This is a genomic window from Nitrospina gracilis Nb-211 (assembly GCF_021845525.1).
Classification (GTDB): domain Bacteria; phylum Nitrospinota; class Nitrospinia; order Nitrospinales; family Nitrospinaceae; genus Nitrospina; species Nitrospina gracilis_A.
In genome coordinates, this window is record NZ_JAKJKD010000001.1 from 1,329,258 (window position 1) to 1,354,218 (window position 24,961).

Here is a 24,961-nt window from a genome sequence, read left to right on the forward strand (position 1 = left end):
TGTCAAAAAAAAGCGGGGGTTGTGAAAGCAGTGTGCCACAGAAAAGGCAACGTGGGTAGGCCGGGCACGCACGATGGACGGACCCACGCCTCATGAAAAAAGGTGAGAATTAAGGAGGAAGTGGAAAATTCAGCCGTGGGGATTCAACAGCGGGCGGCGAAGCCGGACTGAGGCGTGCCGTTTGCCGCCGTTTCCGATTCCGCTTTCGGGTTCAGGATCTGGTCCCAGGCGGCGCGCAAAGGCGCCATCACCCGCAAAATCGATTGCAGGGCGGCTTTATCATTTTTGATGTTGGCGTGCGTCAATTGACGCAGAACGAACTGGTACAGGCGCTCCAGGTTGCGGGTCACTTCGCCGCCACGGTCGGTGTCCAGCGCCACCATGAGTTCGTTGACGATATCGCGTGATTTCTGAATATACGCGCTCTTGCGGGCGATGTCGTTCTGGTCCATGGACTCCATCGCCATGGTGACGAAGCGCATGGCCCCATCGTACATCATGAGAATGAGCTTGCCCTGGTTGGAGGTGGAAACCTCATTGATCTGATATTGATTGGGTCCCTGGGTCCGTACCATGAATTCACTCTCCTGTAGTTCTGGATGATGTCTGCATTAGCCGTTAATTCTTTTTCAACAGGCCCGACAAGTTGGTCAAGGACGACTGGATGGCCTGCCTCTGTGCGTCCAACTGGCCGAGAACCACTTCCAACTGGATGAACTCCTGCTGGATCTGTTCCTCAAACAACCGCAGACGGTCGTCCAGCCGAAGGATCACGTCGTTGAGGTCCTCGATTTTCTCCGTCGTGGTGTTGATATCGCCCATCAGCGGGCCGTCCTGCGTGGTGTCCGTGTTGAACGTCAGCAGGCGGTCGAGTTTTTCCGCGATGCCCACGGACACGGTGATCGTTCCCTTACTGCCGTCGGTGCCCAGTTCCGAGGAGTCGATGCTGAATGCCAGGCCTTCGGCGCTGGTTCCCGACGCTCCGATAAACGTGTTTCCCGGTCCCTGCACCGCCGGGGTGAAGGACGCTTCTCCCACTTTGCGGATTTCCGGCACGCCGCCGGTGACCTGCAACTCGAACGTGCCTTCCTCCGTTTTGCTGGTGGCGGAAATGAAATCGACGTTGACGTTGGTGGCGGAGCCGGTGATGTAAAACAGGTTGGCCACGCCTTCGGGATCGCTGATCAAGGCCGAGGTCAGGGCGGCATCGTCGATGGCCAGCGAGCCGTCGTCCTGCGTGCGGATGCCGATCTGCGATAGGAAGGTGAAGGAACTGCTCAGCCCCGTCACCTCGCTGGAAACGAGGTCGCTCAGTGTTTCTTTAAGATTGCGCACCGAGAACTGGCCGAACAGCGGACCGGACTCCAGCGAGTCGCTGTCAAAAAAGGCATTCTCATCGAAGAACTCCTTCAGCTCGTTGAACTTGTCAACGAAGTCTTCGACCTTGGTGCGGATCGAGTCGGCGTCGATGCTGATGTTGATGGCGCCGGAGCCCAGCGCGTCCAGAGTGAGCGTCGTGCCGGTGATGACGTCGTTGACCGTGTTGCTGGAACGGGTGTAGCTGATGGTGTCCAGCGTGAACAAGGCGTCCTGCGCCGTCTGGATGCTGGTAAAAGTCTGGTCGGCACCCGCCTCGACGAACAGGGCGGAGACGGTCTGGGTGGAGCCGGTGGTGTTGCCTTCGATCACGATGCTGAACGGAGTGGCGCCGGAACCGCTGTCCACCACCTTGGCGGTGACGTCCGCCGCTGAGGCGTTGATCTTGTCCACCACATCCTGCAGGGTGTCGGTGTTGGTGATCGCCACGCTGGTCAGCACGCCGCCCACGGTGATATCCATGGAGCCGGGGTCGTCCGGGCTGTACACGGAGGTTGCGGAGCTGAAGTTGTCGTCGGAGCGCACGATGCCGACTTTGGCCAGCTGGGTGACGTTGATGGCGAAGGAGCCGGTGGGGGAGAACACGCTGGTGTTGATGCCCACTTTGGCGGTGGAGGTGTCGCCCAGGAAATCGCCCACTTTCTTCAACAGGCGGTCGCGCACATCCATCTGCCGCACCACGCTTTCGAAGGAATCCGCCAGCGAGCGCAGTTGCTTGAGCAGGTCGAGCTTCTCGATCTGCAATTCGCGCTCGGACACCTTCGCCTCCAGCGGCCTCTGCTGGAGGGCGATCAGCTTATCCACGATCTCCGACGTGTTGAAACCCGACTGCAACCCGAATATGGATGTGATGGTCATGATAATGTCCTGCTCGCGTCCCTCACCTTGGCTCCCTCTCCCTTGACGGGAGCACTCACGGAGTGACGGGCTGGGGTGAGAGTGGTTGCCTCTGCTGCCTTTTAATGACCTTAAACCATGTTCCCAAACGCAGGCACCCGTGGCCTGCTTCTGTTGAATTTATCGGCGGAATTTTTCGGGGACTTTAGGGAAAAAACCGGGCCGCAAACCCCCGTGGAAAAAAGCATTTCCGGGGTCGGGGGGAGGGCCTTGTTTTTTCAGGCATTGGGGTTTGGGGCTTGAACCGGCTTCGGCGGAAGTGATATAAGGCTGTCACTATGTCCGACCAACTCGACCTGTTTTCCCAGCCCCCGGTGGAAGAGCCGGTAAAACCCCAAAAACAAAAGGATTTGGGGCCGCGCGTCCTGTATTTCGACCTGGAGACGCAGAAGAGCGCGGACGAGGTGGGCGGCTGGGGCAACATCAAGGACATGCTGATGGCCGTCGGCGTGGTGTGGGACAGCCACGACCAACAACACCACGTCTATTACGGCGAAGCGGAGAAAAAAGACGGGAAGGGCTACACCGACCTCATCGACCACCTGAAGTCGGCGGACCTCGTGGTCGGCTTCAACGTCATCGGCTTCGACTACACCGTCATCCAGTACGCCGCCAGCCAGCGGCACATCGACCTGCTGGACATCCCCACCTTCGACATCCTCGTCGATTTCATCAAGCAGAAGAACCACAGGATCAAGCTCGACAACCTCGCGTCCTGCACGCTGGGCACGTCGAAGTCCGCCGACGGACTGGCGTCGCTCAAGTGGTGGAAGGAGTACCTGGGGGGCGACAGGAAAAAGCTGGATCAGATCGTCGCGTACTGCAAGCAGGACGTGAACGTGACGCGCGACCTGTTTTTATTCGGCAGGGACAACGGTTATGTCGAGTACGACGGCAGGACCGGCCAGCGCCTGCGCCTGGACGTCGACTGGACCGTCGAAACCATCCTCAAATCCCCACATCGGTAGAACTGGGTACATCTTCAATTATGTATCATCCAGCAAAAAGGGTTTGTTGGAGTTGATCTTGCACGGAGTGTTTTGCCGATCGTATAGTTGCATAAGAATTGTATTCATTTTCTCGCCCCAACTTTTGAGTGAGAACTCGAATGTTAAGACGTTTCAAAAGGTCAATGGTGATTGGTCGTTTATCGCTCCAAAAGATCATTGAAGAAAAAAATTCCTGAGCCGGTTTTGAATTTAAAATTTCGGAAAGGAAGTATGCTTCCCCTTCTGACCAAGCTGGCAAAAAATAGATGGTGTCGTCGAATATCGCCGGGCGGCCCTCAATAGGACCAATGGGTTTGAAATTCAGTTTTTTGTAAAAACCAGATATTGCTATTTTCCAAGGGGCAAAGGTGTAATCTCCAACCCCAAATATAGAGAATGGTGGGCGGTTACGATAAATTGAGCTCGCACGTTTCTCAAACGATTCCATATTGCTCTGGAGATATTCCCAAGTTTTTGGAGCGTTCTTTTTTATATGAGTCGTATCTTCCCCAATATATCGCTGTGTGACTAAGGCGAATTTGCGGCATTCGCGAATACGCCCGTTTCCTATGTCTGAGCTTTTAAAAAGTGGGTAAACATACTTATTTTCAAGCTGGATAAATTCCCCGAAGCCGTTAAAGAACCCGGTTTGAGAACGTTTCAGTTCCATTACCCTAGCGCAGTCATGCTTAATTCCAGAACGCCACATGTAGGCTTTGTCGGTACCTCGAAGAAATTTCCACTTTTCGTATAAGTCCACATCTGAAATAACAATACCGTCGTGATAACCAATTGTATGGGATGGTTTTGAATCACTTACTTTTTCATAGATATCGCAATCCTTAGAGCCGGTTTCTTGGCCACAGTCCATCAAAAAAAAACCGGCATCGACGGAAGCATTAAAGTGTTTCATGGCATTTATTTTATAGAGGCGAGCTAAACGAAGGGGGTAATCGTGCTTCCAAGCGTATGCAAGGACCTTTCGGGCTACGGTCATTTTGCAAAGCATTGCCACCATACCCCTTTGTTTTTGCAACCATTCTAAATGTTTTAAAAGCATCCATTCAGAGATATCAAAGTTACTTTTTCCCGTAATAGCTTCTAATCCAGCTCTCGATTGAAAATTTGATTTTTCCGGCAGGTTTGAGCTTTGGAGTATTCCAAGTTCTGAGCTCGTTACCCAAGGTGGGTTCCCAATTATTAAGATTGGTTTTGGTAGGTCTTTTAAAATTTCTGACCAATCAAGTGCAAAAAAATCAGCGTTTAAGATTTTAATTTGTGTTTTTCGGTATTCTTTAAAAATTCTTTTTTTCAAATGGTTTAGATGCGCTTTATTGATATCTACCCCGATGGTCAATTCGGCTTTTGGAAATGTATCAACCGCAGAGAATAAAAATGCACCCCTTCCACAAGTTGGTTCTAAAATTGACCGGGGTTTAAAATCTAAATTTTTTATAATTTGGATCGCCGAGCGTGCAAGCTCATCAGGGGTTTGGAAATCTCCAAATTCCCAAATTTCCTTTGTTTTTTTAGATGGCATGCGCCTCACCTCAATTTTTGAATACCTTTGATTTGACCAGCTTTTTGGATCACCCGGCTATATTGTAATCGCCACTGCAAGGCATTTGAGATAGTTATGTAACCTTGAGTAGGGGGATTCTTTAAAATTTCCTCTGCGATATTTCTCGCTCCTATTTCATCAACCGGCAAATTTTTATCCAGAATGAAAGCAAAAAGATCATCCATATTCCCATCGTTCTTTAATATATCCAGTAAGCCCTTCGTCATCTGGAAATCCGCAGTTCTTTTCTTATCTACAAATATTGTATGTTTCATATTTAGGCGCGCCGTGCGATTTTCATGGTCGTCTGTTTTTTCATAAACAAAAACCAGTAGGCTATATCCAAGTCCATAAATTTTTTGACTGGCGGATTTATAGGGGCATGAGGATTGTGGTTGTCGGATGCTTGTTACTTTAATGTCAACTCCCAAAGTTGGAAGGTCGATTCCAGATGCAGTATTACCAGCCTCATACGTATATAGATCGCTTAAATAACCTCTAAATTTATGTTCTAAGTAAGTTCCAACGGCCTTTCCATCAGTAACACCATAAAGGGATGGTTCGTCGTATTTGCTTTCAAGATCAGAAAACCGTTCTGCTTCCTTGATAAGAGCATCAATCGTTAATTGCGGCTTCATTCCTTACCTTTGCACAGATTGAAAAATTAGGCAATTGATCGCGACTTAAGGGCCTGTAGTCATTTAAATCGTAACAGTCATTAGTTTTGGCCTTGCTTTTCCCTTAAGCCTTCACCTCGTTCAACAGCTTATCAATGATGTCCTGAGTTTTGATGTTTTCGGCTTCGGCTTTGAAGTTGAGCAGGATGCGGTGCTCCAGCACCTGCTGGCTGACGCTCTTGATGTCCTCGATGGTGACGGCGACGCGGTTGTCCATCAGGGCCCGCGCCTTGGCCGCCAGCACGAGGTACTGACTGGCGCGCGGCCCCGCCCCCCAACTGACCCACTCGGTGACGAACGCCGGCGTCGTGCCGTTCCCCGGCCTGGACGCCCTAACCAAATCCACCGCGTACCGCGCGACGTGGTCCGACACGGGCACCTTCGGCACCAGGTTCTGCAATTGCAGAATGCGGTCGGCTTCCATCACCACCTGCAACTCCGGCTTCACGCCCGACGTGGTGGACAGCGCGATCTGCACCTCCTGCTCCTTGGTCGGGTAATCGACGTTGATGATGAACATGAAGCGGTCCAACTGCGCCTCGGGCAGGGGATAGGTGCCCTCGTGCTCGATGGGGTTCTGCGTCGCGAACACGAGGAACGGTTCGTCCAAGTGGTACGTGTTCGAGCCCACCGTCACCTGGTGTTCCTGCATGGCCTGCAACAGCGCCGCCTGCGTTTTCGGCGGGGTGCGGTTGATCTCGTCGGCGAGGATGATGTTGGCGAAGATGGGGCCGCGGATGAAACGGAAGTCGCGTTTGTTCGTCGCCTGATCTTCGTACAGGATCTCCGTGCCGGTGATGTCCGACGGCATGAGGTCGGGGGTGAACTGGATGCGGCTGAACTTGAGGTTCAGCACCTTCGCCAGCGAGCTGACGAGGAGCGTCTTCGCCAGCCCCGGCACGCCGACGAACAGGGAGTGGCCGCGCGAGAACAGCGCGATCAACAGGTCTTCGATGACGGCGTCCTGGCCGATGATGACCTTGCGGATTTCTTTCAGTACCTGGTTTTTCGCATCCAGCAGTTCGCGGGCGAGTTCGAGATCGGGCGTCGTTTGGTCCATGTGGGTCTCTTTGAAGTCAGGGATAAAAAGGAACTAGTATTATTTTTTCATATTAAGGTAGAGGAAGTCACCCTCATCCCAGCCCGTCACTCCGTGAGTGCTCCCGTCAAGGGAGAGGGGGAATTAAAGGTTCCTTCTCCCCTGGTGGGAGAAGGTTAGGATGAGGGGGGTTCATGACTCTTCCTTTGTTCGGGTAGCATTCAAACCATTGGTTGGCTACTCGAATCCAAGTTTTGCAAAGTTTTCCTTCCTAATGAGGGGCAAACAGTCGAATTGTATGGTGCGTACGGCTCACCTTCATTGTATCAAAGCCAGACGATTTTCCTGTTCTTCCTTGAGCGCGTTTTCGCCCAGCGCGGCGTAGATGCGGATCAGCCGCAGGTGCACCCCCGGGTTGAAGGGATTGAGGTTCTCCGCTTTCACATAGTAATCGCGCGCCGCTTTGTAATCCTTGCGCAGAAACGCCACCTCTCCCAGGTTGGTGAGGGTGGTGGGGAATTGCGGATAATAATCCAGACTCTTTTTGAGCAGGGCCTCGGCTTCACCGTACTCGTTGGTCAGCATGTAGGTGTCCGCGAGCTTGTTGTACAGCACCGGCGACAGCGTGTCCGATTCCGAAATCGCCTTGCGGTACTCGATGATCGCGGCCTGCACGTGGTCGCGGCTCTTTAAAATGTCGCCCAGCAGGGTGAGGTCGCGGGCGCGGCGGCTTTCGATGAGGGCGCGTTCGCCTTCTTCATCCTCGGCCGTGCCGTTTTCGCGTTTGTTCTTGAACTGGAACTTGATCACCGTGAGGCCGGGGATGCGTTTCAGCTTCTGCGTTTTCATGTACGCCTTCCAGTCGTCCTGAAAGCGGTCGAGGTTTTTTTGCAGAAGCCGGTTTAGCACGTCGCCCACCGGCGAGCCGTCTTTCAGCCCCGCCACCAGCGCCTCCAGGCCTTCCAGCCCCTTCAACTCGACGAGGTACTGCACCATCGTCGCCACTTCGGCGTAGGCGAGTTGCACGTCCTCGGCGGTTTTGAGTTTGGCGAACGACGGCATCATGGCTTCGAAGTCGATGAGATAATCGTTGTCGAGTCCGTTGGCGAGCACCGTTTCCATGATCGGCGTCAGGTGTTTCGGGTCGCCGCGCCAGCGCGTCTCCAGGTACTTGGCGATGCCTTCGTGCAACCACAGGGGCACGTTGTTGTGACTTTTACTGCTGAGCAGGAAGTGCACGTATTCGTGGCTCAGCGTGTCCAGCCAGTTGTAGCCGCGCACCAGCGAACCCGGCGAGATGAGCATGAGGCGGTTGTACTTGCACAGCGCCACCGTGCCGGAGGTCATGATGTCCTTGAAGGTGAGCGGCGAGATGCGCGAGAACGGTTCGCGGCTGGGGTAGATCTCCACCCGCACTTTCCTTTTGGGATGATGGCCGAGGATGTCGCCCAGCACTGCGTACGATTTTTCCAGCGCATCCAATGCGTAGGGAACGAGCACGGAGTCGGGTCCGTCGGTGTAACTCAGGATGAAGTGATCCGATTCGCGGCTGACCATGCCCCGCGTGGCTTCATGCGTCTGCGCCACCAGTTGTTTGAACTCCTTCACCGTGGAGGCGGAGTCTTCGACCTGTTTCAGCAGGTCCAGCGACCGGGCGTAGTCGCCCTGGTAGAACACCACCCGCGCGAGGAGGAAGGTGACGTCGCCGGACTTGGGATACTTGTCCATCAACGACCGCGTGTGGGCTTCCGCTTCCTCGAAACGCCACTGGTCGATCAGCACATAACCGCGGTTGATGTCTTCCTGCAGGCTGGCATGGACGGGGGCTGACGCGCCAAACAGCAACAGCGCAGTGATAAAGGCGAGCGCGGTGCGGCGAAGAGGCGTTGTCATTTCACCAGCTCCTTGTAGTACTGGCCGATGAGGCGTTCGTATTTTTCCGGGTACTTGTTCTTCATGGCCTCGATGATGTCTTCGCGGAACTGCCCCGGCACGCGGTACTGGTCTTCCGACGGCAGGGTGATTTTTTCCTCCCGCAGGCGGCGCGCGCCGCCGCCCTGGCGGGGATCGCGCTGGCGGCCCTGTCCCATTTGCAGGGAGGACTTCGGTTTGCCCTGACCCTGGCCGGAGTTCTTCAACTGCTCCAGCATGTCGCGCACCTCGTTGAGCCCCTGCAGGGCGTTGTTCTCCGACTCGATGCTGTCCTGCACGCGCTGGTCCTGGAGGCGGCTTTGCGACTGCTTCATGTAGCGGCCGGTGCCGGTCATGCGGTTGGACAGGCCGGGGCTGATCATCGGGTTCTTGCGGTTCATCTGGTTGAACAGCTCGGACAGCCCTTCCGTTTCTTTCGACAGGCCTTCCTGCTGTTCGGCCATGCGTTGCAGTTGCTGTTTTTCCTCGTCGCTCAGCAGGCTCTGGTAGTTCTGTTGCAGGGACCGCATCATGGTGCCGAGTTTTTTGGAGATTTCGCTGTTGAGTTGCGCGACTTCATACAGGTCGTCGTTCATGCGGTCGAGCAGTTGCGGACTCAGGTCGCGCGAGGTGCGGAAATGGTTCTGCCAGCGGAGCACATCCGGGTACGTCTGCTTGAACATGGAATTGAACTCGAACAGGTCCTGAAGCTCCGTGAACTCCTCCAGCTTGTCGTACTTGGAGTTCAACTCCGGCAGGTAGTTCTTGAAACCGTGGAACATCTTCATGTGCAGGGAGTGGATGCGGTCCATGATGTCCGCCAGTTCTGCGCGCTTGTCCTTGAGCTTGGCGAAGTTTTCGCGGTGCTCTTCTTCCCGGCCCAGCGAGCCCAGTGTTTTTTCGTTGAGGTCGCGGATGTCGCGGCTGATGGCATCCTCCTTGTCCATCAGCTCGACCAGCTTCTGCATGTCCGGGTGCGTTTCCAATACGCGTTCGTCCTCGCGCAGGATGCCCTGGATGGTGTTGACGTCTTTCTTCAGGCTTTCGAAGAAATCCTTTAACTGCTGTTCGAACATCTTCAACTGCTGGGAACGCAGGTTTTTGTTGATATTCATGGTTTCGTCGAGCAGGCCTTTCTGCTGTTCGGCCAGCTCGTCGATTTTCTGGAGAGACTCATCGATCTGTTTCATGAGTTCCAGATCAACCAGGTTTTCCTGGTTCTGGTTCATGTTGTCCAGGTTTTCGGAGAACGCGCGCAGGTCGTCCATGAACTTTTCCATCTCCTGCATGGCTTCTTCAATCTTTCCCTGCTCGACGAGGTCCTTGATCTTTTCCATCGAGGCGTCCATGTTTTCGAGGTTCATGTTCTCGAACGCCTGTTTGTTGAGGAACTCGTCGGGGAGGCCCTGCATCTGCCGCGACAACTGTTCCATGATCTTGTGGAGCGTCTCGCGGATCTTGTCCATCGCCTTTTTGAACTCGGCGGTGTTCTGCGGCGAGTCCTTGTCTTTCAGTTTTTCAAATTCATCGCGCAGGTTTTCCGCCAGGTTGCCGAGTTCGCGGTCGAGGTCCATCACCTGGTTCATGCGCTCGCGGTTGAGCAGTTTGACGAGGAACAGGATATCCCGCTCCAGATGCGTGATGAGGCGTTCCATCACCGGGCCGCCGGGCGGCGCGTTGTAGGCGATGGGCGTGGTTTTGAACAGAGCGTTGTTGATCTGGTTCATCGCCTGAATCTGGTCTTCGCGGATTTCATTCAACCCGCCGATGATGTTGCTCATCAGCGTGAGGTACGGTTTCGGGAACGATTGCACCTCCTGCGCCTGGGTCTGGATGGTTTGCGCCAGGTTGATGATCTCGATCAGGCGATCGGTGGTCCACGCCAGGGTTTTTTTGTAACGAGTCAGATCTTCCGGCTTTTCGGCCAGCGGTTCGGTGTTCGACACCAGCGTTTTGGCGAGTAGGGTGACCATCTTGTCCACCAGTTCATCCTGCAGGGCGAGCAGGTCCCAGCGTTTCTGCCGCTCGTCGAAGACTTCGAACGAATACACCTCCGACTGCCCGGTGTTGGGTCCATAGACGTTGTCGTTGTCCTCGACTTCCAGGTAATACTGGACGCGGTTGCCCGGCTCCAGCGTCATGGTGGCCAACTCCCACGTATAACCGTCCTTGCTGTCCTTCTCGTTGCTCTTGAACCGCTTGATGGTACGGCGCGTCACCTGTCCGTCCACATCCATGATTAGATTGACCCGGCTCAGGCCGAAGTCGTCGACCGCCTCGTAATAAAACTGGATCTTGTCGGTGACCATGTACACCGGCTTGGGATTGCTGAGAAACATGATGATGCGTGGCGCGCGGTCCTGCCCCAACTCAATCGGATACTTCGTCGGCAGGAGCACCTTGTGTCCGTCCGGGGACTTGACGCGGAACTGGTAGAAGCCGGCTTCCTTGACGATGAAACGCCCCTGGATGCGGTGTTCACCGAGCGCATCCATCGACAGGTTGTCGCGGCTGTTCAGCACCAGCGAGGCGCCGGTGACCGGATGGTTGGTGCGGGCGGTGACCTTCACCTCCGTGCCCGGCAGGACCTTGATCTTGCCGTCGGCGTTGTTCAACGTGATCCGTTTCAACTGGGTGTAGGCGGGATAATTGAATTCCAGAGTCATCGACTCGATGGTGTATTCGAATTCCGGTTTGCCCGCGCCGGGGTTGTCCGGCGTTCCGCTGACTTGTTTTATGGGATTGGCCTCCGGCGGCGGGGCCACCCAGTGTTCGTAGCCGCGCGTCCAGAAGTCCGGCAAAGTGAGCGCGGCCACCAGCAGGACTGCCAGCGACCCGACCAGGGCGCGCCGCGTGTGCCGCAAGCGGTCGGTGGAAACGATGTTTTCCGGGCGCAGGTCGCGGATGTCTTTCTGTGTGCGGACCAGGAGTTCCGCGATCATCTCGCGCGAGATGCCGTCCGGCCGCTTCTCTTTCAGCCGCGGTTCCAGTTGTATGGAATTGATCAGGTTGTTGTTGAGATTGCGGACCTTGTTTTCGACCAGAAGCGCCGCCTGGTCCGGCTTCAGGCGCAGAAACCACTCGGCGATGTAGGTGCGGCCGAACAGGTACACCACCGGAATCGCCCAGACGACCAGGAAGGGGATCAGCCAGGGGCCGGGGTCCTTTAAAAAATAGGCCAGCAGGTTGGCGGCCAGTGCTCCGGCCACGATCAGAAACAGAATCAGGTAGGTTCCCGACAGGAGGTTGACCCGAGTCCTGTAGCGCCGAACGCGGTCGAGGAAATCATGAATGAGGTGCGCCGGGTCCATTCGGATAAGAATCCATAAAAGAACGTTCTCTATTATTTTATTACATCGGCGGCGGATTTTCCCACGCAAAAGGACCCTAGCGGAAAATCATTCCGGCCACAATCCGGCTTTCTCCGACCCCCGGGAAGGCTTTGATTTCAAGCCGTTCCCGGATTGTTGTCGTCGGATTTGGGAGCCCCGGCCAGTGATTTCAGCATCTCCAGCGGGAACGGGAAGAACACGGTGCTGGTTTTGTCCACGGAGAGGTCGAGCATGGTCTGCAGAAACCGCAATTGCAGGGCCGGAGGGTGGGCGTGGATGATGTCCGCCGCGTCGCTGATGCGTTTGCTGGCTTCATATTCGCCCTCGGCGTGGATCACCTTGGCGCGCCGTTCGCGCTCCGCCTCGGCCTGCTTGGCCAGGGCTCTTTGCATTTCGGTGGGCAGATCCACGTTTTTGAGCTCCACGTTGGCGACTTTCACACCCCAGGGTTCGGTTTGCTGGTCGATCACCTGTTGCAGGTGGTCGTTGATTTTCTCGCGGTGTGCCAAAAGGTCGTCCAGCTGGCTTTTGCCCAGCACACTGCGGAGCGTGGTCTGCGACAACTGCTGGGTGGCATAGAGGTAGTCTTCGACGTCGATGACCGCGCGTTGCGGATCGATCACCCGGAAATAGACGACGGCGTTGACGCGCACGGTCACGTTGTCGCGGGTGATGATGTCCTGCGGCGGCACGTCCATGACCACAGTGCGGAGGCTGATCTTGACCATTTGTTGCAGGACCGGGATGACGAGGATGAGCCCCGGCCCTTTGACCTTGTAAAATTTGCCGAGCAGAAAGATGACGCCCCGTTCGTATTCCCGAAGTACCTTGAAGGCGCTGAACAGGATGACCAGTAAGATGATAAGACCGACGATGAATCCATTCATGGTTCGAATCTCCCCCCTTAGGGTTGGTCGTGTGGGTGCCTTCATCATACCACCATTTTCAGCCATGAGGATACCGTGCGGGCGGGCTCCGGGGCTGTCCAAATGCCCTCGCGGCGGCTTGCGGCGCTGTGATAAAATTGACAGATGGTTCAACTGAAACGGTGATTTCGCGTGAAAGCTTTTATCCGTTACATGACAACGGCGTTCGCTCTCTGGATGGGAGTGAGTGCCGTGCCGGTGGCGGGGCTTGCGGCGGAGTACCCACTGCGCATCATCACCGATCCCATCGTGACCCGCGACGGGCGCGTGACCATCACCCTCCACCTGCGCAACACCGGGTCCGGCTCCCTGCACCACGTACACCCCATGTTTCACTTTCATCACACCATGTCGCACATGCCGATGATCCATGAGTTGAAACCGGGAGAAGAGGTGACGCTGGTCAACGATCGGCATCCGCCGGTGGTGCGGGTGGGCAGTTACCCGGTGGTGGCCATGGTCAATTACAAAACCGGAATGGACAGCGACCTGACCCGGACGCAGTTGCACACCAGTTCGTTTCATTATGAAGAACCGCTGAAAGCGCTGATCACCGGAGATATCCGCGCCCGCCATCAGGAGAACACAGACACCTCGACCCTGCGCATCGCGCTCCGCAACGATTCGCCTTCATTCAAAAATGTGCGGCTGATGTTGCTCCTGCCGCCGGAGCTCACCTCCCGGCAGTTCTCCGGCATGATGGGGTTCACCATTCACGGCGGGCAGGAAAAACATTTCGAGGTGCCGGTGACGAAGGTGGCGGGACGTCCCGGCGGCGAGTATCCCGTGCACCTGCTGGTCGAATACGGCGAGATGCTGAAACACTATTCCGGCGACATCGCGGGCAGTGTGTACTTCGGCCCCGACTGGGGCGAGGAACCCTTCTGGCCGCAGATGGCGGTGTTTGTGTTTCTGTTCGCCATGCTGACTCTGGCGCTGGCGCGACGCTGGCGCCACCGCCGCCAAAAGAGTTGAATCCCTCCAATTTCATCTCCGTCTTCCCTATTGTAAAGCCGGCCATTTGACACCCCGCGTTCAGCCTTTATATTGGATGAAAGCCTTGATCACGGATTGGAGGAGGGGCGATGCAGGGGGAATCGACCGTCAACTGGGAACGCGTGCGTCTGCGAAAGAACCAGGCGGTGAGCGGCACCACCATTCACGGCTGGCCGTCTGTCATCTTCGGACTGCCCTTCGCCGGATGCGGGGCACTGCTGTTGCTCATGTATTCCGGTGTCATTCATCTCGATCCGAAAAGCGTGCACGCACCGATATGGGTGCTGGCGGTGATCGGGGGATTGTTCTTCCTCGCGGGCGCGTACCTCATGATCCATGGTTTCCTGGGACTGCGCCTCAAGAAGAAAGTGGAGGAGGGACGCCGCCGCGCACCGCACCAGCCCTGGCTGTGGGACTATGTCTGGGATCCGCTCGGCATGGCCGAGAACAAATTGAAGGACGTCGGGAAGCATTTCATCACTGCCGCCGTCTTCATCGCCTTCCTCGCGCCGTTTCATTACATTGCCTGGTTCAGCGAGAAGGAGCAGGTCCCCATGTGGGCGAAGGGCGTGGTGATTTTTTTCGATTTCATCGTCGTGCTGATCATCGGCGACGGCATCCGCAAGTACCTGCAGTACCTCAAATACGGCAACAGCCGTCTGCGCTTTCTGGGGTTTCCATTTTATTTGGGCGAGAAGATGAAGCTGGCGCTGGAAGGCATGCCGGCGGCGTTCGATTCGGTCACGCTGAACCTGCGTTTTGTTGAAGAAGTGTATGAGACGCGGTACTCCGGCCGGAGGAAGAGCCAGGAGGTGGTGTGTTACCAGATCTACGGCGAGGAGCGGACGCTGAATTCCGGCGCGTCACGCGGCGGCGGGTTCTTGATGGAATGGGACCTGCCGGACAACAAGGAGATGACCACGGAGTTGAGCGGGCGGCCGGGACGGTTCTGGGAAATCGAGATCCAGGCCGAAACGCCGGGAGTCGATTACGACAGCCGCTTCCTCGTTCCCGTGTACGCGAAAAGCTGAATTTCCCGTCCTCTATAAATAACAAAAGGCCCGGACTGGTTGAGTCCGGACCTTTTGCCCAGGGAGCGAAGGGGGAGGAGGAACCCTTCGCAGTCAGTCAGGCTTGGCTTTCCTGCATTTTCTCGATGGTGATCTTCACCGCCACCGGTTTGCCATCGCGCAGGACATCGAGCGTCACCGTCTTACCGGGTTCGGTGCTCCCGACCATCCTCGGCAGGGCGGAGAAGTCCACCAGATCCTGCCCGTCGTACTTGACGATAACGTCACCGCGTTTCAGGCCGCCGCGTTCCGCCGGGCCTTTCGGCAGGACGCCGTTGACCAGCACGCCTTTCGGCTCGCTCAGTCCAAAGGAAGACGCCAGCTCTTCGGTCATCTTCTGGATGGTGACGCCCAGCCAGCCGCGGGTGACCTTGCCGTCCTTCTTCAGGTCGGCGACGATCGATTTTGCCATGTTGATGGGAATGGCAAAGCCGATGCCCACGTTACCGCCGTTGCCGGACAGGATCATCGTGTTGATGCCGACCACGTCGCCGCTCATGTTGAGCAACGGACCGCCGCTGTTGCCGGGGTTGATGGAAGCGTCGGTCTGGATGAACGCGTCATAAGGACCGGAACCGAGGTTGCGTCCTTTCGCACTGACGATGCCCGTGGTGACGGTGTGGTTCAGGCCGAACGGGTTGCCGATGGCGATGACCCACTCACCGACTTCCAGTTTTTCGGAGTCACCCAGCTTCATGTGCGGCAGGGGCGTGGTGTCGCCTTCCTTGCGCACGATCTTCAGCAGGGCGATATCGGTCGCCGGGTCCTTGCCGATCACCTCGGCTTCATACTCCTTGCCATCGTGCAGTTGGATTTTCACCTGGTCCGCACCATCCACCACATGGTTGTTGGTGAGGACGTGACCTTCGTTATCGATGATAAAGCCGGAGCCGGAGCCACGCGGAATCGGATTGGGCATGGGCGTTCCGCGGCCAAATGGACTGCCGCCAAACGGATTCTGCGGGTCCATGCCGCGCATCTTTTCCATTTTGACGGACGAGTGTACGCCGACCACCGCCTTGTCCTGCGTTTTCACCACTTCGGTGATGCGGTTGGTGCCCACCGGACTGTCTCCGGTGCTGAGTGCATAAGCGTCGCCCGGTTGCAGGCCGCGATCGCTCCCCACGATGGAAAGCATCGGGACGCCGACAAACAAGAACGCCGCGAGGGTGATGGTTTTCCAATTCAGTTTCATCATGGTCTAGTCTCCATCCGGAGATGAGTGATTGTTGGTTGAATTCTTGCCCGGGGAGGCCCCCCAAGTCTCTGCACTTAGAATAAGGAGGAAGAATTAAGCGGACGTTAAGCGAATATTAAATATTTTTAATCGGCCCGTTCGGGAGGGTGAAAAGACTGTGAGGAAGAAGTGAAAAAACGGGGGCCGGGTTGTATCTTGCCGTTTTTTCGAAGCAAAACGGTTTGCCACGTCGCAAATCTGCATTATAATCGTGAAGGGTCCCGCAACTCGGGGCCTTTTCTTTAAACTGAGGGGAAGCATGAAAACCGCCGATCTGGTCGATCATCTCAACCGAATTTCCTTCTTCGACGATTTCACCAGCGAGGAAAAGCAGACGCTGGCGCAGATTCCGGGCACTGTGCAGAATGCCGCCAGTGGAGAGGTTGTGATCCGCAAGGGCACCACCGATCCCACCATGTATTTTGTGCTGGAAGGCACGGCGGTCATCTCCGCCGGGGAAGACCTGGACCACGAGATCACCGAGCTCCATGTGGGGGCCTTGTTCGGCGACGTGCCGTTTGTGAAAGCGGTGCCGCGTGTGACCAGCGTCATCGCCAAAACCGACGCCATTCTCCTGCGCTATCACAAGGATCACATGGCGCAGATGAGCCCGTTGCTCATCGGCAAGTTCAAGGACCAGTTTCTGAAACTGTTCGCCATCCGCCTCGACATGCTGAAAAGCACCATCAGCCAGAACCGCGTCGATTTTGAAAAGTTCTTCGATTCCTTCCAGAACATATTCAGGGAAATTGAAGTCATCAACCAGGATATCATCATCGCCGAAGACAACAGGGACGAATGACGTCCCGTCCGTACCCTCTACGGACGCAAAATCCCCGATAAATTAAATTGAAAATGGAAATAGCCCGGACAAGCGGGAAGGGGAGAGGTGTGTGTTGCGGGGTGGATTTATTTTCTGGGAATGGAGAAGGCGAGCAGGAACCAGCCGATCATGAACGACAACCCGCCCAGCGGGGTGACGGGGCCCAGCACTCTGGGACCGCCCAGCGCCAGCCAGTACAGGCTTCCCGAAAACATGACGATGCCTGCGAGGAAAAACCAGCCGGCTTTGATGACCTTCGCATTGTTGCCGTCGCCCAGGTGTCCGGCGAGCAGGCCAACGAGAACCAGCGCCAGGCTGTGAAAGAACTGGTACTGGTTGGCGGTGTGAAACGTGGCGAGGCTTTTCTCCGTCAATATGGCTTTCAATGAATGCGCACCGAACGCACCGAGCATGACGCTCAGCCCAGCCAATATGCCACCCAGTAGTATCCAGCGCCGCATGATGTTCACCCCACAATGTTGTACCGCCGCGGGCGGTATTTGACGCCGAACTGCTTCCCGGCGATTTCTTCGCATTTGTCTTCGTCCACATCCTTCTGGTGCGTCACGATGGTGGCTTGTACGTCCGGAATGTAGCGTTTGGCCTCTTCGATGAATTTCAGAATCTCGTCGTAGATGCGCCCCCGGTAATTGGGCAGGGGCTGGCTGACTTCATCGTACGCGTCGGAGTTGTCGGCGTTGAGGCTGATCGACACCGAATCGACGAGGCCTTCCAGCTCCGGCAGGATGTTGCGTTTGTTGATGACGTTACCGTGGCCGTTGGTGTTCAACCGCACGCGGCCGCCGGCGTCCTTGATCTTCTTCGCCACTTCTTTGATGACGTCGAGCCGCAGGGTCGGTTCGCCGTAGCCGCAGAACACGACCTCATCGTACTTGGTCGGATCGTCGATCGATTCCCACACTTCCTGCGCCGTCGGTTCGCGGTCGAGCGCCAGGTTATAACCTTGGACGATGGGTTTCGAGATGCGCGTGCAGAACACGCAATTGGCGGTGCACCGTTGCGTCAAATTGAGGTACAGCGAATTGCGGATCTGGTACGAGATGGTGCCGGACTTCGCTTTGCTTCCAATGCCGTAGAGATCGAAGAAATTGAGTTCCACCGTGCGGTGCAGGTCCTGCACACTGGTGCCGCGCAATTCCGCCAGGAATTCCGCCGTGTGGTTGACATACGCCGGTTCGTTGCGTTTGCCTCGCATGGGCACCGGCGCCATGTACGGGCAGTCGGTTTCCACGAACAGCCGGTCGGCGGGAATGGTCTTGGCGACGGAGCGCAACTCCTCCGCGTTTTTGAATGTCACCACGCCGGAGAAGGAAATGTAGAATCCCATCGCCAGCGCCGCGTCGGCCAGTTCCTGGTCGCCGGTGAAGCAGTGGAAGATGCCCGAGCGCGCGTTGGGATCGTTCGGATAATACTCCCGTAAAATGGCGATGGTGTCTTCCTTGGCGTCGCGCGTGTGGATGACCAGCGGTTTTTTGTGCTCGCGTGCGAGTTCGATGTGTTTGCGGAAATGCTCGCGCTGCAGATCGTGCGGCGAGTAGTTTTTGAAATAGTCGAGGCCCGTCTCGCCCACCGCGATCACGCGCGGATGCTGAAGCAGTTCCTTAAGCTCCAGGTACGTGTCGGCGTCGATGTCCTTGACGTCGTGCGGGTGGATGCCGACGGCGGCGTAGATGAAATCGTGCTCCTCGGTCAAAGCCACCGAGCGGTGACTGCTCGGGATGTCGCATCCGATGTTGACGATGTACTTCACGCCGTTGTCGCGGGCGCGCTCGATCATCTCCTCGCGGTCGGCGTCGAAGTCCGCCATGTCAATGTGCGCGTGGGTGTCGATGATCATTTCACACGGGCTCCCAGTTCCAGTTCCTCGTCGAATCCGGCGAGGACGACTTTGTCCTTGTCACTTCCGGCCAGGATCATGCCCTGCGACTCGATGCCCATGAGCTTCGCCGGTTTCAGGTTAGCCACCAGGATCACTTTGCGCCCGACCAGCCTTTCCGGCTCGTAGCTTTCCGCGATGCCCGCCACCACCTGTCTCTGTTCACTACCGAGATCGACCTTCAGCTTGATGAGTTTTTTTGATTTCTTCACCTTCTCCGCCTCGACGATCAGCGCGACGCGCAGGTCGAGCTTCATGAACTCGTCGATCTGGATGAGGTTGTCGCCATCCGCGCCCGCAGAAGCGTCATCGGAGGCTTTGGCTTCGACCGATGCCAGGATCTTTTCCGCCGCTTTGTCCTCGATGCGCGGGAAAATCTGCTCGCCCTGTTTGATCTCCGTGCCTGCCGGAAACCAGCCCCAGGTGCGGATTGAATTGAGGCCCTGTTCTTCGATGGAAGTTTCGATGCCCAATTGCGTCATCATCTTTTTCGCCGTGTCCGGCATGAACGGGTAAATGAGGACGGCAATGACGCGGCAGGCTTCGGCGGCGTTGTAGAGCACGGTCGCCAGACGTTGTTTGCCCTCGTCCGATTTGGCCAGGTTCCACGGCGCGGTGTTGTTGATGTATTGATTGGATGCGTCGAGCAGTTCCCAGATTTTCATGAGAATGCGGTTGTACGCAAGCTCGTCGTAGAAGTCGTGCACCTGCTCGACCACTTCCTTGGCCTTGCCCTTGAGGCCCGCGTCCTCGTCGCCTTCCACATCCGCCTCCGGCACCTTGCCTTCGTAATACTTGCCGATCATGTTGTGCGTGCGGTTCAGCAGGTTGCCGAGGTTGTTGGCGAGGTCGCTGTTCACGCGGCCGATGAGCGCCTTGTGCGAGAAGTCGCCGTCGAGGCCGAACGGCACCTCGCGCAGGAGGAAGTAACGGATGACGTCCACGCCGAACTGATCGATCAACAGGTTTGGCTCGACCACGTTGCGCAGCGACTTCGACATCTTCTTGCCCTCCACCGTCCACCAGCCGTGCGCGAAAATGTTGAGGGGAGGGGAGATGCCAATAGCCTTCAGCATGGTGGACCAGTACACCGCGTGCGTGGTCAGGATGTCCTTGCCGATCAGGTGGTGCGCCGCGGGCCAGTACTTGCTTTTCAGGATCTCGTCCAGACTGCCGTGGATCGAGATGTAGTTGATGAGTGCGTCGAACCAGACGTAGGTGACGTAGTCCTCGTCGAACGGCATGGGGATGCCCCACGGCAGGCGTTCCTTTGGCCGCGAGATGCACAGATCTTCCAGCGGTTTTTTGAGGAAACCGAGGATTTCATTGCGCCGCGACGACGGCAGGATGAACGATTCGTTTTTCTGGATGTGGTCGATCAGCCAGTCCTGGTACTGACTCATCTTGAAAAAATAATTGAACTCCTTGATCTTCTCCACCTTGCGCCCGCATTCCGGACAGTTGCCGTCCACAAGGTCTTTCTCCGTCCAGAAGCGCTCGTCCGGCATGCAGTACCAGCCCTCGTAGCTGTCGCGGTAGATTTCGCCTTTGTCGTACAACGCCTGCAAAATTTCGCGGACAACCCTGGTATGACGTTCTTCCGTGGTGCGGATGAAATCGTTGTTGGAAATATTGAAGCGTCCCCACAGATCCTTGAACGGTTTGTGCAGGGCATCGACGTGTTCCTGCGTGGTGCGTCCCGCCTGTTGCGCCGCCTGCTGGACTTTCTGGCCATGTTCGTCCGTGCCGGTCAGGAAAAACACATCGTCGCCGTCGAGGCGGCGGTAGCGCGCGGCGACATCGGCGGCGATGGTGGTGTAGGCGTGGCCGATGTGCGGCACGTCGTTGACGTAGTAAATCGGTGTGGTGATGTAAAAGGTTCGGTTCATTGCAATGGTGAATGCGGTTGAGGGTTAATTGGCTGGCTTGGGCGGCTGGACGGCCTGCGGGGGCAGGTGCTCGCGCAGTTCTTCCAGATCATAGTACATGATGAAATCGTCCTCAAGGCGGACGGTCACCTTCTGTTTCAGGATGTCGTTCTGGATGACGCGGCCCTTGCCGTCCGGCGTGGAGATGGTTTTGCCCAGCTTCGGCATTTCTTTTATGAGGTTCTTGTAGATGTTGTGTTCGTATTGCAGGCAACACATCAGCCGGCCGCACACACCGGAGATCTTGCTGGGGTTGAGGGCCAGTCCCTGGTCCTTGGCCATGCGGATGGTGACCGGGGTGAACTCCGGCAGGAAGCGCGAACAGCACAACTCTTCGCCGCACACGCCATGGCCGTTGATCGACTTCGCCTCGTCGCGCACGCCCACCTGCCGCATCTCGATGCGGTGGCGCAGGCGGGAGGCGAGTTCCTTGACCAGTTGACGGAAGTCGATACGCCCTTCGGCGGTGAAGTAGAATACCGACTTGTTGAGCTCCTCGAAAAACACCACGCGGCTCAGGTTCATCGGCAGTTCCAGCTTTTCCACCAATTCGCGGCACAGAACCGTGGCCTTGATTTCGCGCTCGCGCTTGTCCCGTTCGTGTTGCAGGTCCTCCCGGCTGGCGAGGCGCAGGATTTTGAAAGGCTGGCACGCGTCCTTGCGTACGTTGAGGATCTTGTTGGAGGCCACGATGCCGATCTGCGGGCCGTCCTCGGTTTCCACCATCACCTCCATACCGACACGCAGGCTCAGCGTGAGGGGATCGCATGCCTGTGTTTTGTCGCGGCCGCGCAGGCGCACGCCGATGACGAACTTCGGGCGCGACGATTCCGTGCAGGTGCCGCTTTCGGTGGTATTGGGATTCAGCGTCTTGTTTTGCATGGTGCGTCCTTCATGCCGCTTCGCAGAATTGCATCAGCATGTTTTCCAGGGAAAGCTGAACGTTGGCGTTGCGTTCCAGCAGATTGCGCGTGCGGAATACCGACTCCATCATGTTGAGGATGGCGGACCGCGGTTTGCTTCGGGCGAGGGGAGCGAGCCGCCCGGCAAGGTCGCGGTTGCTCAGCGTCTCCACAGCACACCCCGCCTGTAAAAGAGCGATGTCGCGCAGGAGGCCCAGCAGTTCCTCCAGGGTTTTCTGAATCTGCGGCAGGTCGCAGCCGCGGCCCGTCTCCCGGCACCACTGAAACAGCAAATCCATTCTGTGGAAACTGAGTTGGCTCAGGAGCGCCAGCAACTCCTCGCGGTAACGCGCAATCTCCGCCACGTCTTCCCCCAGCGCCCGCGCCACCTGGCCCTGTGATCTCAAGATGCGTAACTCGATCTCCTCATCCAGCATGCTTTCGGCATCCGGGTGCGATTCCAGAATGGCGCGCAGGGCGTCCTGCGGCAAAGGATGAAACCGCACTCCCTGGCACCGGGAAATGATGGTGGGGAGCATCTGGTACGGGTTCGCCGTCACCAGAATCAGCACCGTCGACGCAGGAGGCTCTTCCAGGGTTTTGAGGAAGGCGTTGCAGGCTTGCAGGTTCATCTTTTCAACGCCGTCGATCACCGCCACCTTGTAGCGGCCTTCATAGGGGGTGAAACCGAGTTTCTTTTGCAGGTCGCGGATTTCGTCGATGCTGATGCTGACATCGCGGGACGAGGCTTTTTTCGTCGGTTCCAGCAGAAATACGTCCGGGTGCTGACCCAGATCGATTTTGCGGCAGGAAGGGCATTCGCCGCAGGCGGATTGAGGGCCGGATGGGGCGCAGTTCAGCGCCTTGGCGAACTCCAGGGCGGTCCGCTTTTTACCCACGCTTTCGGGGCCGAAAAAGAGGTACGCATGCGCCACCGTACCGTGCTCGAGGGCACGGTCGAGAATATGTTTAGCCTGGCCTTGGCCAAGGACGGTTTCGAAATTCATTGAGACCTGATAACTTCATATATACAAACGTTTATGATATAAACGCTGGAACTTTCGTTAAGTTTGAGACCGGCTTCCGCACCCTCTGAAAGCACGGCGGGGACCCGCATTGGGGTCATGCTCAAACTCAAACCCTTTCATATTATTATATGGTTCCGGTCCTGTAAACGAAAAAGCCCATTTCTGCACAGGCGGGGGGGCGGTGGCTAAGGATTGGAAAAATGTGGGTTTGATATTGAATCCTCATTTGGATTTTGTTATATATTTGCCCTGTTTGTTACAATGTGAATGAAACGATAATTCAATCGTATGGAAATATTGCCATGGCAGTAGCTGAACGGGCTAAGCGCTCCGCCCAAAGAAAACGCAAACCGAAAGAGCTTGCGGTCATCAACGAGGCCTGCACCGGATGCAGTGGGTCGCCGATTTGCATCACCGAGTGTCCGGTGGAAAACTGCATGTACGAAGTGCAGAATCCGTATGCGCCGGCCTTCAATGTGGTGATGGTCGATGAACTGCTCTGCATCGGGTGTAAAAAGTGTACTTCCAAGGGACCGATGGATACCTTTCTGGAAGGTTGTCCGTGGGATGCCATCGATATGCTGTCCTTGGCGGAATACGAAGAGAAATACGGGGAAATGCCTTACTGAACACCAGCCGGCGGAGGTTTCCGGTTCTGCGAGAGGGTGTAGGGCGAGCGGAATCCAAATGATTTCCCCATTTCAGGCTAACCCGCATTGGGCACCATGACGCTGGATTTTTCAATTGACAGGTGAGAAGTTCGGCGTTATTTTTTTGCGGCCCAAACGGTCCAGAAGTGACGCGACCCGGACCGGCCCCTGTTGCAGGGTAAGTTATTGAGGTGAGGGGCGGTTTTGGCAGTTGCCGGCATTCCTTTCTCCCAATTTCGAGCGGACCCCGCGCGAACATTTCAGATTTTTGTCAAACCCCTGAGGTCCTTGAGGCAACTCAAGAATTTCTTTTGGCAAACAAGGCCCATGTTGGTATGATGAGGCGTTTTCAGCCTTATCTGGCCTTGTCACCCCCACTGACAAAAAAATGAAATCCGGGAGTTCCCTACGCCAGGGCCTGAGTTACGCGTTCAGACTGGGCACCGAGTTGACCGTCGCCACCCTCATCGGGGCATTGATGGGGTACGCGCTGGATCACTTTCTGGGGACCGATCCTTGGTTTCTCGCGGTCGGCGTGTTGTTCGGCGGCGCCGCCGGGGTGCTCAACGTGTACCGGACGGCGATGAGCATGGAGCAGGACTGGGGGCAGGACGACCCCGAAAACGAGGACGAAAACAAAACGGATTTGGATGACGGTCCTCCAGATCCCAACCGCGACGACTTAAAGAAATAATAGGTAGGAATGGAAAACCCGCTTCACCACTTTGAACTGCATCCCATCATCCCCATCCAGGTTCTGGGGCTCGACCTTTCCATCAACAAGGCGGTCATCGTCATGTGGGTGGGCGTCGCCCTGGTCTTTTTCCTGTTCATGGTGGTGATCAAAGGCGGTCTTCGGCTGGTGCCCGGCAAAGGGCAGAGCGTTGCCGAAGTCTCTCTCGAATTCATTCAGGGCATGGTCGATGAGTTTATTGGACAACAGGACGGCAAGAAGTACTTTTCCTTCATCGCCACCCTGTTTTTCTTTATTCTGACCTGTAACCTGATCGGCCTCGTGCCCGGTTCATACACCATGACGAGTCAGTTGGTGGTCACCGGCGCGTTCGCCCTCATCATCTTTTTCATGACGCTGGTCATCGGCTTTGCCAAGCACGGCGGGCATTTTATGAGCATCCTCGTGCCGCCCGGTGTGCCCAAACTCATGATCCCGTTCATGATCCCGATCGAAATCATCAGCATGCTGGCCAGGCCGGTATCGCTGTCTGTGCGTCTGTTCGCCAACATGACCGCGGGCCACACGGTACTGGCGGTGCTGTTTGCGTTGACGCTCACCGCACCGGCGTGGGTCAGTTGGATGCCGTTCGGATTCACCGTCGTCATCAATGTGTTGGAAGTCGCAATCGCATTCATTCAGGCTTATATATTCACCGTCCTGACGTGTGTTTACATCGGGGACGTTATTAAATTGCATTAAATCAATCATAAGAGAGGAGTTCCAGGATGGAAGCAGCTGCCGCAGCATATTTGGGAATGGGCTTGTGCGCCGCAGGGTTCTTCGGTGCGGCGATCGGTATCGCCAACATCTTCGCCACGACCATCGAGACCGTTGGTCGTCAGCCGAATGCCGAGGGCCGCGTGGCCAAGTATTGCTGGATCGGTTTCGCGCTGGTTGAAGCCGTTGCGCTGTACGCGTTGGTTCTTGCCTTTATTCTGATGGGTAAAGCGTAAACGCACTCTAGTGACGCGCCCTCCGGGGCGCA

General features: G+C 56.3%; 22 protein-coding genes. 8 read left to right on the top strand and 14 right to left on the bottom strand.

What is annotated here, in order from left to right; genetic code table 11:
• Window positions 1-143 precede the first annotated feature (143 nt).
• Together fliS and fliD are read right to left on the bottom strand one after the other, a co-directional pair.
• Complete coding sequence (fliS, locus tag J2S31_RS06290) at window positions 144-575, bottom strand: flagellar export chaperone FliS (RefSeq protein WP_237098216.1); 432 nt, start codon at window positions 573-575, stop codon at window positions 144-146.
• 43 nt (window positions 576-618) lie between these two features.
• A complete protein-coding gene (gene fliD, locus J2S31_RS06295) occupies window positions 619-2,235 on the bottom strand; it encodes a flagellar filament capping protein FliD (RefSeq protein WP_237098217.1) in 1,617 nt (538 codons plus the stop codon).
• Window positions 2,236-2,552: 317 nt separating this feature from the next.
• Between fliD and J2S31_RS06300 the strand changes: the two genes are divergently transcribed.
• On the top strand, window positions 2,553-3,242 hold the full coding sequence (locus J2S31_RS06300; RefSeq protein ID WP_237098218.1) for a ribonuclease H-like domain-containing protein: 690 nt from the start codon (window positions 2,553-2,555) through the stop codon (window positions 3,240-3,242).
• Window positions 3,243-3,267: 25 nt separating this feature from the next.
• Here J2S31_RS06300 and J2S31_RS06305 read toward each other — a convergent pair whose 3' ends face one another.
• From J2S31_RS06305 to J2S31_RS06330, 6 genes are all read right to left on the bottom strand, one after another.
• Window positions 3,268-4,803: an N-6 DNA methylase gene (locus tag J2S31_RS06305; protein WP_237098219.1), complete on the bottom strand. Its 1,536-nt coding sequence runs from the start codon at window positions 4,801-4,803 to the stop codon at window positions 3,268-3,270.
• Between the two features lie 5 nt (window positions 4,804-4,808).
• Window positions 4,809-5,462, bottom strand: a complete 654-nt coding sequence (locus tag J2S31_RS06310; RefSeq protein ID WP_237098220.1) for a hypothetical protein — start codon at window positions 5,460-5,462, stop codon at window positions 4,809-4,811.
• A gap of 103 nt (window positions 5,463-5,565) precedes the next feature.
• Window positions 5,566-6,561, bottom strand: a complete 996-nt coding sequence (locus J2S31_RS06315) for an AAA family ATPase (RefSeq protein ID WP_237098221.1) — start codon at window positions 6,559-6,561, stop codon at window positions 5,566-5,568.
• 297 nt (window positions 6,562-6,858) lie between these two features.
• Window positions 6,859-8,433: a peptidase MA family metallohydrolase gene (locus tag J2S31_RS06320; RefSeq protein ID WP_237098222.1), complete on the bottom strand. Its 1,575-nt coding sequence runs from the start codon at window positions 8,431-8,433 to the stop codon at window positions 6,859-6,861.
• On the bottom strand, window positions 8,430-11,762 hold the full coding sequence (locus J2S31_RS06325) for a DUF4175 family protein (RefSeq protein WP_237098223.1): 3,333 nt from the start codon (window positions 11,760-11,762) through the stop codon (window positions 8,430-8,432). The genes J2S31_RS06320 and J2S31_RS06325 overlap by 4 nt, the downstream gene beginning before the upstream one ends.
• A gap of 137 nt (window positions 11,763-11,899) precedes the next feature.
• Window positions 11,900-12,670 carry a slipin family protein gene (locus J2S31_RS06330; protein WP_237098224.1) on the bottom strand — a complete coding sequence of 257 codons (771 nt, stop codon included), beginning with the start codon at window positions 12,668-12,670 and terminating at the stop codon, window positions 11,900-11,902.
• A 171-nt stretch (window positions 12,671-12,841) separates the two neighbouring features.
• Here J2S31_RS06330 and J2S31_RS06335 point away from each other — a divergent pair, with 171 nt between their 5' ends.
• Both J2S31_RS06335 and J2S31_RS06340 read left to right on the top strand, forming a co-directional pair.
• Window positions 12,842-13,684 (top strand): hypothetical protein, encoded by an 843-nt coding sequence (locus tag J2S31_RS06335; protein WP_237098225.1) that lies wholly within the window; start codon window positions 12,842-12,844, stop codon window positions 13,682-13,684.
• Between the two features lie 110 nt (window positions 13,685-13,794).
• Entirely contained in the window at window positions 13,795-14,736 is a 942-nt protein-coding gene (locus J2S31_RS06340) for a hypothetical protein (protein ID WP_237098226.1), read from the top strand.
• Window positions 14,737-14,833: 97 nt separating this feature from the next.
• Here J2S31_RS06340 and J2S31_RS06345 read toward each other — a convergent pair whose 3' ends face one another.
• Window positions 14,834-15,973 carry a S1C family serine protease gene (locus tag J2S31_RS06345; RefSeq protein ID WP_237098227.1) on the bottom strand — a complete coding sequence of 380 codons (1,140 nt, stop codon included), beginning with the start codon at window positions 15,971-15,973 and terminating at the stop codon, window positions 14,834-14,836.
• Between the two features lie 298 nt (window positions 15,974-16,271).
• On the opposite strand from J2S31_RS06345, the gene J2S31_RS06350 reads away from it, so the two are divergent.
• A complete protein-coding gene (locus tag J2S31_RS06350; RefSeq protein ID WP_237098228.1) occupies window positions 16,272-16,814 on the top strand; it encodes a Crp/Fnr family transcriptional regulator in 543 nt (180 codons plus the stop codon).
• Between the two features lie 107 nt (window positions 16,815-16,921).
• Here the strand turns inward: J2S31_RS06350 and J2S31_RS06355 are convergent, their stop codons facing one another.
• The 5 genes from J2S31_RS06355 to holB are packed head-to-tail and all read right to left on the bottom strand — an operon-like array spanning window position 16,922 to window position 22,569.
• On the bottom strand, window positions 16,922-17,296 hold the full coding sequence (locus tag J2S31_RS06355; protein ID WP_237098229.1) for a DUF423 domain-containing protein: 375 nt from the start codon (window positions 17,294-17,296) through the stop codon (window positions 16,922-16,924).
• Between the two features lie 5 nt (window positions 17,297-17,301).
• Window positions 17,302-18,693, bottom strand: coding sequence for a YchF/TatD family DNA exonuclease (locus J2S31_RS06360; protein ID WP_237098230.1), 1,392 nt, complete (start codon window positions 18,691-18,693; stop codon window positions 17,302-17,304).
• Window positions 18,690-20,621, bottom strand: coding sequence for a methionine--tRNA ligase (gene metG, locus J2S31_RS06365; RefSeq protein ID WP_237098231.1), 1,932 nt, complete (start codon window positions 20,619-20,621; stop codon window positions 18,690-18,692). Before metG ends, J2S31_RS06360 begins: the two co-directional genes overlap by 4 nt.
• Window positions 20,622-20,645: 24 nt before the next feature.
• Window positions 20,646-21,542 carry a PSP1 domain-containing protein gene (locus J2S31_RS06370; RefSeq protein ID WP_237098232.1) on the bottom strand — a complete coding sequence of 299 codons (897 nt, stop codon included), beginning with the start codon at window positions 21,540-21,542 and terminating at the stop codon, window positions 20,646-20,648.
• A gap of 10 nt (window positions 21,543-21,552) precedes the next feature.
• Window positions 21,553-22,569 (bottom strand): DNA polymerase III subunit delta', encoded by a 1,017-nt coding sequence (gene holB, locus J2S31_RS06375; RefSeq protein ID WP_237098233.1) that lies wholly within the window; start codon window positions 22,567-22,569, stop codon window positions 21,553-21,555.
• A 323-nt stretch (window positions 22,570-22,892) separates the two neighbouring features.
• Here holB and J2S31_RS06380 point away from each other — a divergent pair, with 323 nt between their 5' ends.
• From J2S31_RS06380 to atpE, 4 genes are all read left to right on the top strand, one after another.
• Window positions 22,893-23,219 carry a 4Fe-4S ferredoxin gene (locus J2S31_RS06380; RefSeq protein WP_237098234.1) on the top strand — a complete coding sequence of 109 codons (327 nt, stop codon included), beginning with the start codon at window positions 22,893-22,895 and terminating at the stop codon, window positions 23,217-23,219.
• 409 nt (window positions 23,220-23,628) lie between these two features.
• On the top strand, window positions 23,629-23,934 hold the full coding sequence (locus J2S31_RS06385) for an AtpZ/AtpI family protein (RefSeq protein ID WP_237098235.1): 306 nt from the start codon (window positions 23,629-23,631) through the stop codon (window positions 23,932-23,934).
• A gap of 9 nt (window positions 23,935-23,943) precedes the next feature.
• Complete coding sequence (locus J2S31_RS06390; protein ID WP_237098236.1) at window positions 23,944-24,675, top strand: F0F1 ATP synthase subunit A; 732 nt, start codon at window positions 23,944-23,946, stop codon at window positions 24,673-24,675.
• Between the two features lie 26 nt (window positions 24,676-24,701).
• A complete protein-coding gene (atpE, locus tag J2S31_RS06395) occupies window positions 24,702-24,929 on the top strand; it encodes an ATP synthase F0 subunit C (protein WP_005011080.1) in 228 nt (75 codons plus the stop codon).
• Window positions 24,930-24,961: the final 32 nt, after the last annotated feature.

Bases quoted from the DNA above. Each gene is read 5' to 3' on its own strand.
- fliS (WP_237098216.1), bottom strand. From the start codon at position 575: ATGGTACGGACCCAGGGACCCAATCAATATCAGATCAATGAGGTTTCC.
- fliD (WP_237098217.1), bottom strand. From the start codon at position 2,235: ATGACCATCACATCCATATTCGGGTTGCAGTCGGGTTTCAACACGTCG.
- J2S31_RS06300 (WP_237098218.1), top strand. From the start codon at position 2,553: ATGTCCGACCAACTCGACCTGTTTTCCCAGCCCCCGGTGGAAGAGCCG.
- J2S31_RS06305 (WP_237098219.1), bottom strand. From the start codon at position 4,803: ATGCCATCTAAAAAAACAAAGGAAATTTGGGAATTTGGAGATTTCCAA.
- J2S31_RS06310 (WP_237098220.1), bottom strand. From the start codon at position 5,462: ATGAAGCCGCAATTAACGATTGATGCTCTTATCAAGGAAGCAGAACGG.
- J2S31_RS06315 (WP_237098221.1), bottom strand. From the start codon at position 6,561: ATGGACCAAACGACGCCCGATCTCGAACTCGCCCGCGAACTGCTGGAT.
- J2S31_RS06320 (WP_237098222.1), bottom strand. From the start codon at position 8,433: ATGACAACGCCTCTTCGCCGCACCGCGCTCGCCTTTATCACTGCGCTG.
- J2S31_RS06325 (WP_237098223.1), bottom strand. From the start codon at position 11,762: ATGGACCCGGCGCACCTCATTCATGATTTCCTCGACCGCGTTCGGCGC.
- J2S31_RS06330 (WP_237098224.1), bottom strand. From the start codon at position 12,670: ATGAATGGATTCATCGTCGGTCTTATCATCTTACTGGTCATCCTGTTC.
- J2S31_RS06340 (WP_237098226.1), top strand. From the start codon at position 13,795: ATGCAGGGGGAATCGACCGTCAACTGGGAACGCGTGCGTCTGCGAAAG.
- J2S31_RS06345 (WP_237098227.1), bottom strand. From the start codon at position 15,973: ATGATGAAACTGAATTGGAAAACCATCACCCTCGCGGCGTTCTTGTTT.
- J2S31_RS06350 (WP_237098228.1), top strand. From the start codon at position 16,272: ATGAAAACCGCCGATCTGGTCGATCATCTCAACCGAATTTCCTTCTTC.
- J2S31_RS06355 (WP_237098229.1), bottom strand. From the start codon at position 17,296: ATGCGGCGCTGGATACTACTGGGTGGCATATTGGCTGGGCTGAGCGTC.
- J2S31_RS06360 (WP_237098230.1), bottom strand. From the start codon at position 18,693: ATGATCATCGACACCCACGCGCACATTGACATGGCGGACTTCGACGCC.
- metG (WP_237098231.1), bottom strand. From the start codon at position 20,621: ATGAACCGAACCTTTTACATCACCACACCGATTTACTACGTCAACGAC.
- J2S31_RS06370 (WP_237098232.1), bottom strand. From the start codon at position 21,542: ATGCAAAACAAGACGCTGAATCCCAATACCACCGAAAGCGGCACCTGC.
- holB (WP_237098233.1), bottom strand. From the start codon at position 22,569: ATGAATTTCGAAACCGTCCTTGGCCAAGGCCAGGCTAAACATATTCTC.
- J2S31_RS06380 (WP_237098234.1), top strand. From the start codon at position 22,893: ATGGCAGTAGCTGAACGGGCTAAGCGCTCCGCCCAAAGAAAACGCAAA.
- J2S31_RS06385 (WP_237098235.1), top strand. From the start codon at position 23,629: ATGAAATCCGGGAGTTCCCTACGCCAGGGCCTGAGTTACGCGTTCAGA.
- J2S31_RS06390 (WP_237098236.1), top strand. From the start codon at position 23,944: ATGGAAAACCCGCTTCACCACTTTGAACTGCATCCCATCATCCCCATC.
- atpE (WP_005011080.1), top strand. From the start codon at position 24,702: ATGGAAGCAGCTGCCGCAGCATATTTGGGAATGGGCTTGTGCGCCGCA.